Raw genomic sequence first — 15,004 nt, 5'->3', positions numbered from 1 at the left:
GCGACCTTAACGGGTCGCTTTTCTTTTGGTCATTTTTCTTAAGCTAGCTAAAAGATTAAGACTTCTGCATACGCTTTTTCAGTCGCGCTAAATCAATGGCGCTTGAACGAACCGTTAATTTGATGTGTTCGTAGTCGTACTCTTCTTTAACCACACTCATATTTGAGCGAATCTCACCGATGATGCCTTGTCCAGAATAAGGGATAGTGATCTCTTCTTCGATCATGCCTTCTTCAGCAACACCAACGATGTACTTGTGCAGCTTCGTAATATCTAGCGGATCACGAGTCGACGTTAGCATCGCATCTGGGAATTCTTCGATCAGCTCTAATTGCTGTTCTTCAGTCAATCTATCGCACTTATTAAGCACTAATAGTTTTTCGCTACCTTCAACGCCCACTTGTGCTAATACGTCGTGTACCACATCAAGCTGAGCTCGAAATGAAACGTCTGAAGCATCAACCACATAAAGCAACAATGAAGCATCGTGCGCTTCTGCTAGTGTTGAGTGGAATGAAGCAACCAGATCGTGTGGCAATTTCTTGATGAAACCAACCGTGTCTGAAACAAGAATACGCGGTTGAGTAATTGGTTGAAGCGCACGAACCGTAGTATCTAGCGTTGCGAACAGTTTATCTTCACCGACCACTTGGGTTGCGGTCATTGCACGCATCATCGAAGACTTACCGGCATTGGTGTAGCCAACTAAAGCAACAGTGAAAAGCTCTGCGCGCCTTGTGCGTCGGGTCTTCATTTCATCTTGTACGCTTACTAGCTCACGCTTAAGCGCAGCAATTTGGTCACGAACATTACGACGATCTAGCTCTAGTGAAGTTTCACCTGCGCCCTGACCCATTTGACGCTCTTTATCACCCTCAGCCGTTTCACGAAGTCGTGGCACTAAGTAGTTTAGACGAGCTATATCAACTTGCAGACGAGCAGTACGAGTACGAGCGTGACGGCTAAAGATTTCGATGATGATGCCAGTACGGTCAAATACTTCCACACCCAAACTCGCCTCAACAGTACGCATTTGAGATGGGCTTAAATCACAGTCAAATACCACAACATCAGCGGCACCGTATTGGAAGTTGCCCGTTGGAAGATCATCAAAATCTAGCTCATCGATTTCAGTATTAAAATCAAACGACTCATCAATAAAGTCTTCATCTTCTGCTTCTTCAATAGAGCCTTGATAACCAGTTAGATGTGCAATTTCAGCAAGCTTACCGGCACCCAACACGTTTTGTCGTTGTGATGAGCTGTGATGTTGCGATTGTGTTCCGACGACTTTAAACCCTAGGGTTGTCACTAAGCGAGCAAGTTCGGCAAGAGACTCTTTTGCTTCGTCACCTTTAAAATCCGGTGTCGTAATAGAAATAAGTAAAGCGTTATTCGCCGCTGGTTTTGCTGTTAGTTTCATGTTTTATTCTGTCTATGCACCAAAGTGCAACCTAGTATTTGATCTAAAGTAGTGTGATCCTACGCGTTTCTACGTCAGCTTTATATAGCCACATCACACTAAATATCAGCTTTGATGATAATTAGCTGTCTACTCGATGATTATTCAAAATAAAAAACGACCCATCAGGTCATTTTTTATTGTCTACAACGGCATTGTTTTACCTATTAAGCTTTCAATACTGTTAAACGAATTAATTGCTCACTGCAATCAGGTCCGGATCTCCATCAGGATCATTATTCACAGCCCCATCTAAAGAAAATAAGCCACCGGTTACTAACAGTACTCCGCAAAAGTGAGGAGCCGCCATTGAAGTACCATTGTAAGAAACCGTTCCTCCTCCCGCTTTAGTCGATAGTACATCGACTCCCGGTTGAGCGTAATCTACATCAGAACCATAATTGGAAAAGTAAGCGAAGCTATCGTTAATTTCTCCAAATGCTGAGATAGTAAATATGTTTGTACCGTTAGTGCTAGCTGGCGTAAAACCACTTGCATCCTGGCCTGAATTACCCGCTGCGATTGAGAAAAATATCCCTTGGGCAGCAGCTGTTTTAATAGCGCTATCTAAGGCAGCTGAAGATCCAGATCCTCCCAAGCTCATATTTGCACAGTCACCAGAGCCGCCATAGCGTGCAACATGATCAACACCTGCAATCACGCCCGACATTGAGCCACTACCACTATTATCTAAAACTCGTACTGGAATTACCTGCACACCGGGGGCAACGCCAACGACATCAAAACCATCATCATAGGCACCAATCGTTCCTGCTACATGCGTGCCGTGACCATTACCATCATTCGTATTGTTTTTCTTACCGCGAGTGAAGTTTGCCCCTCGAGATTTGTTTACGTTCAAATCGGGATGGTTGCTGTCAATACCCGAATCAATGACCCAAGCAACGACTGAGGCGTTACTCATATCACTTGTCCCACCGTTGACTCTGGTTACACCCCAAGGGATCTGTTGCGGGTCTCGCTCAACACTATCTCCACCTCCGCCTCGATTAGGTTTACCCCCTCGCGGCAAAGCATGCATGACGATATCAGGCTCAATGTAATCAATCTCAGGGAATCTATTTTTAAGACCTTTGAGTGCTTGTTCTGGGACCTTGACTGAAAATCCTTTCAGGGCATGGCTATATTGATGACCGACTACACCACGCCCATTGGCAACTTCACGTGCAATATCATTCGCTCGTGACACCGATGTACTATCTTTCAAAACGACAATATAACTGTCTCTCAAATCATGATTAACAACAGCAGATACAGGAGAGGAAAGAAGAGCAAGTGACATTGCTCCTGCAAGTAATTGGACTCTCATTGCAGACATCCTTTTTATAAAAATTAATCTCCCATCAAGCATAGACTCTACTGAGTTTTTTATCATTAATATGAATTTGTCTATTCTGACACAAAAACACCCCATCAAAAGATGAGGTGTTCAAAGAAATATAATCCGTTATAAAACTTAGAAATCGATTCTCGCTTCGGTTTGAGCATCGAAAAATACCGCTTTCGATAAGTCAAAATGAAGTGGTGCCATTTGCCCAACGGAAACTTCAAATTCTGGCGATAAACGACACGCGACTTCTTGGTCGTTCACTTTAACCATTGCGATGGTATCTGGCCCTGTTGGCTCCAACACTTCCAATTGCAGATCTAGCTTTGTGGTTGCCGACACATCATCACCTTCTTGCTCAGTAATATGTTCAGGACGTAGCCCTATCACCAACTCTTTGCCATCTTGGTCGCGCATACTCTGTGGCAAACGAATGTGGTGTTCTTGCTCAGCCGTGCCAGTTACTTTGATGATCGGATTCTGTTCCTCATCCAAATCCACCATGGTCTTAATGAAGTTCATGGATGGTGAGCCCATAAAGCCCGCCACGAACATGTTATTTGGCTTGGTGTAGATCTCTTGTGGTGTGCCTAACTGCTGCAATTCACCATCTTTCATTACCGCAATGCGATCCGCCAGAGTCATCGCTTCGATTTGATCATGGGTTACATAAACAATCGTGGTATTCAGCTTCTGGTGCAGACGTTTAATCTGATGACGCATCTCAACACGCAGCTTGGCATCCAAGTTAGAAAGCGGCTCATCAAATAGATACAGCTTAGGACGACGAGCTAGAGCTCGTCCCATCGCGACACGTTGACGCTGACCACCAGAAAGTTGCGACGGTTTGCGATCAAGCAGTTGTTCGATTTGCAGCATTTCAGCCACTCGATTAACCTCAGCATCGATCTCTTGTTGCGGCATCTTGCGGATCTTCAAACCGAAAGCGATATTGCCGCGTACCGTCATGTTTGGATAAAGCGCGTACGACTGGAATACCATCGCGATATCGCGATCTTTAGGTTCAACCTGCGCCACGTCTATGCCATCAATTACAATCTCACCCGAGCTAATATTCTCTAGCCCAGCGATGGTGTTCATCAAGGTGGATTTCCCACACCCCGAAGGGCCGACAAGTATCAAAAATTCCCCCGAATCGATACTGATGTCGATGCCCTTTAACGTTTCGTTGTCCGCGTTGCGATAGGTTTTACGGATCTGTTTTAAATCTAATGTTGCCATGGGTAATTATCCTTTTACTGATCCTGCCGTTAGGCCACGAACAAAATATTTTCCTGCGAAGACATACACCAACAGCGTTGGCAGTGCGGCGATGATCGCGGCAGCCATGTCGACGTTATATTCTTTAACGCCAGTGCTGGTGTTGACTAGGTTGTTTAATGCCACGGTGATCGGCTGAGTATCTGAGCCGGAATAGACCACTCCGAACAAGAAGTCATTCCAAATCGCGGTGAACTGCCAGATCACCGTCACCATGATGATTGGTGTCGAGATCGGTAATAAGATCTTGAAGAAAATCGTAAAGAAGCCAGCACCATCGAGCTTTGCCGCCTTGATCAATTCATCAGGAATAGAGATATAGAAGTTACGGAAAAACAGTGTGGTAAATGCCATACCGTAGATAACGTGCACAATCACCAAGCCGATGGTTGTGTTCGCTAGCCCCATCTTGCCGAGCATGGTTGCCATTGGTAGTAGCACCACTTGGAATGGAATGAAGCAGCCAAATAACAACAAACTAAAGAACAGGTTTGAACCTCTGAATTGCCATTTCGTCACGACATAGCCATTGAATGCACCGAGCAATGTTGAAATCGCAACCGCAGGAATCACCATTTGGAACGAGTTCCAGAAATAGCCTTTGATGCCTTCACATTTCACGCCCGTACAAGCGGTGTCCCACGCTTTATACCAAGCATCGAACACCCACTCTTTTGGCAAACTCATCAGGTTGCCCGCCTTGATGTCTGGCAGAGTTTTGAATGACGTCAGCGCCATTACGAACAAGGGCATTAGGTACACTAAACAGAAGAAAAGCAGTGCTGAATAAATAAAGATTCGAGCAAAATTGATGTTATTCATCATGACTTTTTCTCCCTAAGTTCAGAGTAAAGATAAGGCACGAGAATCGCTAAAATGCCGGCAAGCATCATCATTGCACTGGCAGCACCAAGGCCGATTTGTCCACGAGTAAAGGAGTGGGCGTACATGAATAGCGCTGGAAGATCCGATGAATAACCCGGGCCGCCTGCCGTCATTGCCGTCACAAGGTCAAAGCTCTTAATTGCAATGTGAGAAGTAATGATCACCGCACTGAAAACCACAGGGCGCAAGCAAGGTAAAATGATTTTGAGATAGATAGTGGGTAAGCTTGCCCCATCGATTTGAGCCGCTTTGATGATTGAAGAATCGATGCCACGCAGACCGGCTAAGAACATCGCCATTACGAATCCAGAAGACTGCCAAAGTGCTGCAATCACTAAGGTGTAAACCGACATTTCAGAATTGACGAGCCAGTCAAATTTGAAGTCAGTAAATCCCCAGTCTTGCATCAGCTTTTCAATGCCAAGACCCGGGTTAAGAATCCATTTCCAAGCCGTACCTGTCACGATGAATGACAACGCCATTGGGTAGAGATAGATAGTGCGAATCGCGCCTTCTTGACGGATGTTCTGGTCAAGCAATACCGCTAAACCAACACCTAGCAAGATAGCAATCGCCATGAATAGAAAACCAAACACACCGAGGTTGGTGATAGAGGTGATCCAACGATCGTTATCCATCAGCTTTTCATATTGGGTTAAACCAACGAAGTTGAAGCTCGGAAGAAATCGAGAGTTGGTGAACGACAATGCGGCCGTCCAAAATATATAACCGTAGATACACACCACGGTCACTAACGCAGTTGGCGCCAGCACAATTTTAGGTAACCAATGTTGCAACCTGTCAGCAAAACTCGGTTTCGGTGCAGGCTGGCTCCTTGTGGGTTTTGGAGTCGACTCAGTCAAAACATGCTCCATAACTTATCCTTGTTGCACAATCGAGCCAATGGCTTACCTTTCGGCACCACATCAGCATCACGCATATTAGAATTGGGAGTGAAGAGCAGATAGGCTCCCTACGAGCCTACCCACCCTGGGGGTTCGATAAAGCAACACAACCCGTCACTCACGTGCGTTGTGTGTCACTTATCAAGTTAGATTAGATAGCCGCTTTCACTGCTTTTGCTAACTTAGCTGCCGCTTGTTTCGGATCGGCATCTTTCTCATTGAAGAAGTTGGTCACTACGTCATAGATAGCGCCTTGAGCGTAGCTTGTTGTCGCTAGGCCGTGAGCCATACTCGGAACAAGATCGCCCGATTCAGCACTCGCTTTGAAGGTTGCCATTGAGTCCAACGCACATTGGTCAAACTTAGACATGTCCATATCTAGACGTACAGGGATAGAACCTTTGTTAAGGTTGAAGACTTCTTGGAAGTCTTTAGTAAGAATGGTTTTCGCTAGGTCTTGCTGCGCTTTTTGGTTCTCTTTGTCACTTAACTCAAAGAACGCAAAGCTATCGATGTTGAAGGTAAATTGGCCGTCAGTACCTGGAGCTGGTGCACAGATGTAATCTTTACCCGGCACTTTGCCTGCCGCAGTAAACTCACCTTTCGCCCAATCGCCCATGATCTGCATCGCGGCTTCGCCATTGATAACCATTGAAGTTGCGACGTTCCAATCACGACCTGGAGAGTTGCTGTCGATGTAGTCACGCATCTTTTTGAACTTGGTGAACACTTCCACCATCTTGTCGCCAGATAATACGTCCATATCAAGATCAACGAACGCTTTGTTGTAATCTTCACTGCCTAGAACATCAAGAGCCACCGCTTCGAATACGGTTGCGTCTTGCCAAGGTTGACCACCGTGAGCCAATGGAATGAAGCCAGCTGCTTTAATCTTGTCTGCAGCAACGAAGAACTCATCTAACGTAGTTGGAACCGTCACGCCTGATTTTTCTAAAACAACAGGGTTAGCCCAAAGCCAGTTAACACGGTGAACGTTGACAGGAACCGCCACATATTCGCCATCCCACTTCATCACTTTAGTCACCACCTCTGGCAGTAACTCATCCCATTGTTCTTGTTTAGCAGTCGCATCGAGAGACGTCAGAAAACCTAAACCACCCCACTCTTGAATATCATGACCTTTAATCTGCGCCGCAGATGGAGGATTGCCCGATACTGCTCGAGTTTTCAAAACAGTCATCGCACTTTCACCGCCGCCACCAGCAACAGCAAAATCTTTCCAAGTATGGCCTTGTTCTTCAATCATCTCTTTCAGTACCGCTGCGGATTTCGCTTCGCCACCGGCAGTCCACCAGTGAAGCACTTCCACTTCACCAGCTTGAGAAAATGTTGAGGCAGCAAGAAGAGATAGAGTAAGTAGGGTTTTATTGATTTTCATTATTATCTTCCATGTTTTAGCGGACTCGACGTCCGGTTCAATAAAGAGTCTACTTATTCTGATTGATAAGATTGAAACAAAAGGTAAGCCCTATGTAACACAATTGTTACATTACACTTCTAAGCCTGTGGGGATATAGACTTTGGCTTCTAAGCCGCCTTGAGAGGAGTTGCGAATAATGAGATCTCCGCCGTGTCCGTGCAGGATATTTCGGCAGATCCCGAGGCCAAGTCCGTGTCCTTGGTCGTCGGTTGCAAGCCTAAAGTAAGGTTCAAAGACCATCTCTAGTTTGTCTTCTGGAATGCCATTACCACGGTCTTGAATAGTCACGACCACCCAAAGCTCATCACCACTAACTTCCACTACGGCAGATGAACCATACTTAACTGCGTTGTCGATTAAGTTGGTCAGTACACGCTTAATCGCCAGTGGTTTCGCGACCAATGGCTCAATGACGACCGGCTCGAACTCTACCTTTGTTTGGTACTGGTTATGAGATTCAATCACAGAGAGCACCATTTCATTGAGGTCAATAATGGCATTATTCTCGTGTAGATCGGTGTCTCTTACCGCTTGCAAAGCACCTTTGACCATCATCTCGAGCTCATCGAGATCTTTATTGAATTTGTCTTTCTTTACTTCACTCTCCAACAACTCTGCACGCAATCTTAGACGTGTTATTGGTGTCTTTAAGTCATGGGAGATCGCAGAAAAAAGGTGTTCTCGGTCGGCAACATAGCGACGAATCCGTTGCTGCATGCGATTAAAAGCCCGCGTCGCGGTGACCAATTCAGTCGCCCCCTCTTCTTTCAGTTGGGGCTGCTGAATATCCATGCTCATCTCATTGGCGGCTCTTGCTAACTTTTTCAGAGGACGCACTTGGCGACGAATCATCAAGTAAGTCAAAACCAGCAGAATAAGCGTTGAAGAAACTAAGAAGATCACCTGCTCTCTGCCAAGAATCGTATCGTCGAGTTTCACATATGGAGCAGGCAACAATGCCGCAATGTATACCCATTCGTGACTGGTCAATTCGATTTGTACAACCAGAATGGGTGGATTCAGCGGTTCTAACGTTAAAGTATGATGTGCCCAAGATCGCGGGAGATCGCTTAAATATATGTCATTTTTGAGCAAACGAAGGTGTTCAGGGCGAGAAAAATCAACCCGCACTGACGCCACTTTATTGAGTTTGCTACTCAAAACACTTTCTATCGCTTCAATCGAGGCGGTTTTTAAGCGGGTATCGGGGATCGGTTCGACAATCAAAGCCTCTTTATTGAAAGAAACGAAGAAACGCGTTCCCCCCATATTACGGATTTGATCCAGCACGATATGACGATATTTAACGGGTAGAGATTGGAAAAAAGTCACCGTTGAAGCAAACATGTTCGCCATGCTCGACGAAGCAGAACGAATCCCTTCCAGCTCTTTGTGTTTTGATTCGCTATACCATATAGACGTTGCGATACCCTGAGCTATCACCACGGCTAACAGCGTCAACAATAAGGTTCTTGCGACTAACGAATTTGGTTTCAACCAACTCATCCAGTTCATACGAGATATTTCATCCGGAATACTTCATTGGAAATACTTTATTAGCATTACTTCATTAACAGTAGGTCATGCTTAGTGTTCATACTGAACCGGCACAGCAAGAATGTAGCCATTGCCACGCATGGTTTTGATGTAGTGAGGGTATTTACCACTGTCGCCCAGCCGACTTCTCAGGCGACTAAGCTGCACATCAATACCACGTTCAAAAGGCAGCGCTTCGCGGCCTCTGGTGGCGAAAGAGATGGTGTCACGGTCGAGAACTTCATTAGGACGAGTCAAGAACAGCATTAACAAAGAAAAGTCACTGCCCGACAAATCCATTTCCTCTGAATTTTCATTGTGGGAGATTCGATGCGCTAGTGTATCGAGCGTCCAATCACCAAAAATAATCTGCTTTGGCAGTGCATCACTTGGCTTGTCATCCACCACTTGAACACGGCGTAGTAGTGCTTTGATACGAGCCATTAATTGGCGCGGACTAAATGGCTTCGCAATGTAATCATCGGCACCAATTTCTAAACCAATAATTTGATCGGTTTCATCCGATACCGCTGTCAGCATGATGATTGGCACATTAGATTGCTTTCGAACTCGCTGACACAAGGTAAAACCATCGTCACCGGGGAGCATAACATCGAGCAGAATCAGGTCTGGATAACCTTGGCTTTGCAGGTGGGTTTCTAATTCAACACCGTCTCCAACAGAAGAGACATCGAAACCCGATTTTGTGAGGTACTCTTCCAGCAGCTCGCGGATTTCTTGATCATCATCCACCACGAGAATTCGAGTATTTGTTGGCATCGCCCAAACCTATTAAATTTACAACTTATTCACATAGTGTATAGGCTGGCCGATTATTTGATTATTGACATGTTTGTAAAGTTAGACGAACAAACAGATAAAGATCACATCTTAGTGACCTCTACCTGTACTTAGCGACTCAAAGAATCATAGAAGGTTAAGAGGAACAGCTGATTTCCATGGCTTTGCCCCACTCAGGAGGCAGAGCTGCCAGATGTTCATAATCAGGGTGTTCTGCATAAGGGTCAGCCAGAACCACCATTAATGCTTCAATATCGCTACTATCACCGCGTTCCGCTTTATCTATGGCGAGTTGAGCAAGGTAATTTCTGAGGATGTATTTCGGGTTCACTTGTCGCATCTTTTCGCTGCGCTCTGCCACTGAACTGTCTTCCAATTCGCAGCGTTGTAAGTAGTTATCCATCCACAGCTTCGCTGCCTCGCGGTCGATAATCAAATCAATCACTTCCTGTGGCAGCAAGGTATCCAAGTTCGACAGCGTTCTAAAGAATCTTGGGTAGTCGACTTTGTTTTGCGACATCAACTCAAACATAGATTCAAACAAACGGCTGTCACCTTCTTGTTTCGAAAGCAGCCCCAACTTACGACGCATCATCTGACTGAAATAACCATTCATTTGTGGTTCGTATTGTTCGAGTGCAGCCTCAAGTTCGGCTTTATCCACCAGCGGCGAAAGTGAGTGCGCCAGTGCCGATAGGTTCCACAATCCAATTCTAGGCTGTTGATTGAAAGCATAACGACCTTGGTAATCCGAGTGATTACAGATCAATCTTGGGTCATATTCATCAAGGAATGCGAATGGGCCATAATCGAAGGTTTGGCCGATGATAGACATGTTATCAGTGTTCATCACTCCGTGAGCAAAACCATTCGCTTGCCACAATGCGACCATTTCAGCGGTGCGATCAACAATCTCATTAAACATGGCTGCGTAGGGCTTCTCTTCATCGAGGCATTCTGGGAAGTGCCATTCGATGACTTTGTCGGCCAATAATTTATGTTCTGCCAACTGATTGGTATAAAACAGGTGTTCAAAGTGACCAAAACGGATGTGTGACTCAGCAGCACGCACCAACAATGCGCCCCACTCTTGCTTCTCACGATAAACCGGCGTATCGCTGGTCATCATCGCCAACGCACGTGTGGTTGGGATATTAAGACCCGCCATCGCTTCGCTACATAGATACTCACGAACCGTTGAGCGAATAACCGCTCGACCATCGCCCATACGTGAATAGGGGGTTTTACCTGCACCTTTAAGGTGTAAGTCGAACGTTTCACCACTTTTCGCGACAACTTGCGCTAATAACAGCCCTCTTCCATCACCTAAGTCCGGGTTATAAGAGCCAAACTGGTGACCTGCGTATTTCATTGCGAGTGGCGAAAACTGCTTAGGTTCAACATTGCCAGATAACGTTTCAAGCAATTCCTCGGAAGCGTTTTCAAATGACGGAAAGCCAAGTTCATTCGCAAGATTATGGTTCCATGCGAGCCATTGGACATTGCTGAGCGGTGTAGGTTGAATTGGGGTATAGAACAGTCGAGGTAATGCGGTAAATCGATTGTTAAATGAAATAGAATCCCAGACAGACATGAGAGGCACACTGTAGATAAAAGATGATTTAAGATTATCACAGTTTGATAACAACTTCAGATCAGGTTATGCAGTGAGTCTATTGAGATAAAGGGGTTAATCAGACAAATAGATTATTCAGAGAAAAAGGTTACTGAGAGAAAGGTACTGCTAAGAAGAGGAAAAGCTAAGTGGCTAGACTGATGAGAAGAGCCACATTTACGAGAATAAGAGTTCTGACTTTGAAGACTTTTTAACAAGTGTATTCATAATAAAAACTGAAAATATTGAGCCATAAAACTGACTACATTAGAGCAAGAATACCCACTAGAGAAAGGGTAGAGAAAATCCAAGTGCGACTGATAACGCCAAAATTACTGTGTTGAATCATTTCTTGATGCTGCATATGTCTCTCCTCGAGAACGTGATGGTGTAACACCAATATATCGACTTTATGCCGATATCAGCAAGCACATTAATATTAACCTTTTATTACAACACCAAGAAACTTCTGTAACTATTCAACTATTTGATAAATCAAAAGCTATGCTCGACTGGTCGTCGAAAGCAGTGCACCAGCCCCAATAAAGACACCTCCAGTGACACGATTGAATACCTTGGCTCGGCCTTTAGCAAACAACCAATTTGACGACTTCGCGCCCAAGTAGGCATACACCATTAACCAAGATAATTCCATCACGGCGAAGGTCAAAGCAAACACGGTAAACTGGGGAACCAGAGCGATCGACGGGTCAATAAATTGTGGGAAAAGTGCGGTAAAAAATAGAATAGCTTTGGGATTGCTCGCACCAACAATGAAGCCACTTAAGTAATGCTGCGCAGCACTTTCATTAACAGATTTAGAATCGGATTGTTGATTGGATAGGTTGTCGTAATCTTGCTGACTAGAACGTAGCGACTTCCAGCCAAGGTAGATTAGGTAAGCGGCTCCTGTCCATTTAATGACATTAAATACCACCTCAGACGAAGCGATAATCACACCTAGCCCGGTAAACGATAACGTTAGAATTCCAGTAATCGCAGTTAAGCTACCCAGCGCGGTAAATATCGATAATTTAAAGCCAGATTGCACACCTTTGGTCATGCATAATAAAGAGCTTGGCCCGGGCGAAGCTGTCAAAATCAGCACCGCTAATAAATAATAAATCCATGTATCAAAGCTCATCGCGAATTCTCCTTAACTCACTAAAACGACTAAACATTGACCATCAATATGTGATAGTTATTCATATTAAGCAACTAAATAATATGCAACGAATCCCAAACGCTAAGTCCCGATATCCAAAATGTAGGCAATAAAAAACGCCATGCATTGCTGCATGGCGTTTAAATTAATACAGAGAGGGTTTCTTTAATAACGAAGGTAACCCGAATCTAATCAAAGAAGCTTTTTCGATACAAAGCTTAGTCTATATAAACTTTAGTCTGTGCAAACTTAGTCTATAAAAAAACTTAGTCTTTGTAGAGAGAGAACTCATCTGCACAAGCCACTAGCTGCTCACGAGTGATCATGAATACGCCATGACCACCATTAGAGAATTCAATCCAAGTGAATGGAATCTCTGGGTACTGATCCATCATGTGAACCATTGAGTTGCCCACTTCACAGATCAGAATACCATCATCCGTTAGGTAGTTTGGCGCGTTAGCTAAGATACGACGAACCAGTTTCAGTCCATCAGTACCTGCCGCTAGGCCAAGTTCTGGTTCATGAGTAAACTCTTCTGGCAAGCTGTTCATATCTTCTTCGTCCACGTAAGGTGGATTCGATACGATCAGGTTGTATTTCTCTTTTGGTAAATCACGGAAAAGATCTGAACGGATTGGGAACACTTGCTGCTCCATGCCGTGATCTTGAACGTTCTGCTCAGCAACTTGCAATGCGTCAGTAGAAATATCAATCGCGTCTACTTCAGCGTCAGGGAATGCATGAGCACAAGCAATAGCAATACAGCCACTACCCGTACAAAGGTCCATGATGCGCGTTGGCTCTTCAGTTAACCAAGGTTGGAATTGAGCTTCGATCAGCTCACCAATTGGCGAACGAGGCACAAGAACGCGTTCATCAACGAAGAACTCTAGACCACAGAACCAAGCTTTGTTGGTTAGGTAAGCCGTTGGTGTACGATCATTGATACGCTTGATTACGCGCTCAACAATACGCAGACGTTCGCTGCTCGTTAGACGAGAGTTCATAACATGCGAAGGAACATCAATCGGCAGATAAAGAGTAGGTAAAATAAGTTGTACCGCCTCATCCCACGCGTTATCAGTGCCGTGACCATAAAAAAGGCCCGCTGCGTTAAAGCGACTAACAGTCCAACGAATCACATCTTGAAGCGTGTGTAGTTCTGATACCGCTTCTTCTACAAAAATCTTATCCAAAATTGTCTCCGAAAAGCGCTACAATACTGCTAATTACGTTTCTAATTAGAATTCATAACCTGATGAGCAAAAAAGACACCGACTTCGATGACGATTTCGCCCTATTCAACGATGCAGTAAAGGGCGTTAAAAAGTTGCAACAGGATACCATAGTCCAGCAGCCAAAAAGAAATGCCAAGCAAAAAGAAATTACTCGAACGGCAAGACAAGCCAGTGATAGCGAGTTTTATTTCTCGGATGAGTTCATTCCGCATCTTAGCGAAGAAGGCCCAACACGTTATGCGCGTGATGATGTCTCTAAGTATGAGGTGAAGCGCTTACGTCGTGGTGTCTACGTACCTGATGTGTATCTTGATATGCACGGTATGACTCAACAAGAAGCGAAACGCGAGTTAGGAGCCATGATTGCGCACTGCGTGAAAGAGAGCGTGGCGTGTGCCTGTGTTCAGCACGGTATCGGTAAACACATCCTTAAACAGAAGGTGCCTTTGTGGTTAGCGCAGCACCCTGACGTGATGGCCTTTCACCAAGCACCTTTAGAGTTCGGTGGTAACGGTGCGTTGTTGGTTTTGCTTGCTATTCCAGACAAATAACCCTGACTCGCTATTCCCCCCCAACGTCAAAAACAGAAAAGGGCACCTCAAATCATTGAGGTGCCCTTTTCTTTGTTATCTTTCAGCCTACAGGTTAGATAAAACCTCGACTATGGATTGATGTTCCAAAGTAACTCGCCTTTTTGTGTCTCAAGGTCGAATTCAATGCAAGCCAAACCTGACGTCGGAAACATAGGTGGCGCCATGCCCGTTGCAAATTCTGCTGTTAAGTAGCCCACTAGAGGTAAATGAGAAACAAATAAAATGGTCTCTAGTTTTTCTACTTCTGCCATTGCTACGGTCAAATCAAACACGTCGTCGGACATTCCATAAGGCGTAATATCATCACAGGTTTCTACTTTCTTTCCAGAAAAAGCCTGAGAGATTTCTAACCACGTTTCTTGTGCCCTTAAATATGGGCTCACAAGCACTTTATCGAATTGACTAATCCCCTGCTCATTTGCAGCTTGAGCCACTGCAAGAGATGCCATTTTCCCGCGCTTGGTTAACGCTCGTTCTGCATCCGAGTCCGCAAAATGTTCTGCTTCACCGTGGCGCATTATGAATATTTTCATGTTCAGTCCTGTCTACGTAACATTTCGAAAGTCGATATATCCCATATCAGCGATACGCTACTTAGCGTTTGGCTCTCAAACTAGAGAAGCCGCAGTCTATATAAATAATTATATCAAGTCACTTGCTAAAGAGTTCGACTTTCTTAACAATCTTATTAAAAGAAAATAAATCACTGATAAAAATCGATAAAAATGATT

At 44.8% G+C, this 15,004-nt stretch carries 13 protein-coding genes; 1 reads left to right on the top strand and 12 read right to left on the bottom strand.

The genetic code is table 11. The features are described from left to right. Nucleotides 1-55: 55 nt before the first annotated feature. The 11 genes from hflX to prmB form a co-directional block, all read right to left on the bottom strand. Complete coding sequence (hflX, locus tag OCU90_RS04580; protein ID WP_054541692.1) at nt 56-1,423, bottom strand: GTPase HflX; 1,368 nt, start codon at nt 1,421-1,423, stop codon at nt 56-58. A gap of 232 nt (nt 1,424-1,655) precedes the next feature. Further along, entirely contained in the window at nt 1,656-2,801 is a 1,146-nt protein-coding gene (locus OCU90_RS04575; protein WP_061024974.1) for a S8 family serine peptidase, read from the bottom strand. 138 nt (nt 2,802-2,939) lie between these two features. After that, nucleotides 2,940-4,052 (bottom strand): ABC transporter ATP-binding protein, encoded by a 1,113-nt coding sequence (locus OCU90_RS04570; protein ID WP_054541691.1) that lies wholly within the window; start codon nt 4,050-4,052, stop codon nt 2,940-2,942. Between the two features lie 6 nt (nt 4,053-4,058). Beyond that, nucleotides 4,059-4,916, bottom strand: a complete 858-nt coding sequence (locus OCU90_RS04565) for a carbohydrate ABC transporter permease (RefSeq protein ID WP_004736059.1) — start codon at nt 4,914-4,916, stop codon at nt 4,059-4,061. Continuing rightward, complete coding sequence (locus tag OCU90_RS04560; protein ID WP_010439457.1) at nt 4,913-5,851, bottom strand: carbohydrate ABC transporter permease; 939 nt, start codon at nt 5,849-5,851, stop codon at nt 4,913-4,915. The genes OCU90_RS04565 and OCU90_RS04560 overlap by 4 nt, the downstream gene beginning before the upstream one ends. A 181-nt stretch (nt 5,852-6,032) precedes the next feature. Beyond that, on the bottom strand, nt 6,033-7,280 hold the full coding sequence (locus OCU90_RS04555) for an ABC transporter substrate-binding protein (RefSeq protein WP_004736057.1): 1,248 nt from the start codon (nt 7,278-7,280) through the stop codon (nt 6,033-6,035). 111 nt (nt 7,281-7,391) lie between these two features. After that, a complete protein-coding gene (locus OCU90_RS04550; protein WP_017076787.1) occupies nt 7,392-8,837 on the bottom strand; it encodes an ATP-binding protein in 1,446 nt (481 codons plus the stop codon). Between the two features lie 72 nt (nt 8,838-8,909). Beyond that, nucleotides 8,910-9,638 carry a response regulator gene (locus OCU90_RS04545; protein ID WP_017076788.1) on the bottom strand — a complete coding sequence of 243 codons (729 nt, stop codon included), beginning with the start codon at nt 9,636-9,638 and terminating at the stop codon, nt 8,910-8,912. Between the two features lie 157 nt (nt 9,639-9,795). After that, the gene (locus OCU90_RS04540) at nt 9,796-11,253 is read right to left on the bottom strand and encodes a protein adenylyltransferase SelO (RefSeq protein ID WP_061024971.1); all 1,458 of its coding nucleotides are present in this window, start codon (nt 11,251-11,253) and stop codon (nt 9,796-9,798) included. 523 nt (nt 11,254-11,776) lie between these two features. Then, nucleotides 11,777-12,418, bottom strand: coding sequence for a LysE family translocator (locus tag OCU90_RS04535; protein WP_061024970.1), 642 nt, complete (start codon nt 12,416-12,418; stop codon nt 11,777-11,779). Nucleotides 12,419-12,705: 287 nt separating this feature from the next. Continuing rightward, nucleotides 12,706-13,638 carry a 50S ribosomal protein L3 N(5)-glutamine methyltransferase gene (gene prmB, locus OCU90_RS04530; protein WP_017076792.1) on the bottom strand — a complete coding sequence of 311 codons (933 nt, stop codon included), beginning with the start codon at nt 13,636-13,638 and terminating at the stop codon, nt 12,706-12,708. Between the two features lie 62 nt (nt 13,639-13,700). On the opposite strand from prmB, the gene smrB reads away from it, so the two are divergent. Further along, entirely contained in the window at nt 13,701-14,231 is a 531-nt protein-coding gene (gene smrB, locus OCU90_RS04525) for an endonuclease SmrB (RefSeq protein WP_004736048.1), read from the top strand. A 110-nt stretch (nt 14,232-14,341) separates the two neighbouring features. On the opposite strand, the gene sixA is transcribed toward smrB, so the two are convergent. Continuing rightward, a complete protein-coding gene (gene sixA, locus OCU90_RS04520) occupies nt 14,342-14,806 on the bottom strand; it encodes a phosphohistidine phosphatase SixA (protein WP_017076794.1) in 465 nt (154 codons plus the stop codon). Nucleotides 14,807-15,004 lie beyond the last annotated feature (198 nt).

The sequence above is a fragment of the Vibrio splendidus genome (assembly GCF_024347615.1).
In the GTDB taxonomy this organism is placed as follows: domain Bacteria; phylum Pseudomonadota; class Gammaproteobacteria; order Enterobacterales; family Vibrionaceae; genus Vibrio; species Vibrio splendidus.
Note: the sequence above shows the minus strand (reverse complement) of the source record. Positions and strands in the feature narration are given on the sequence as shown.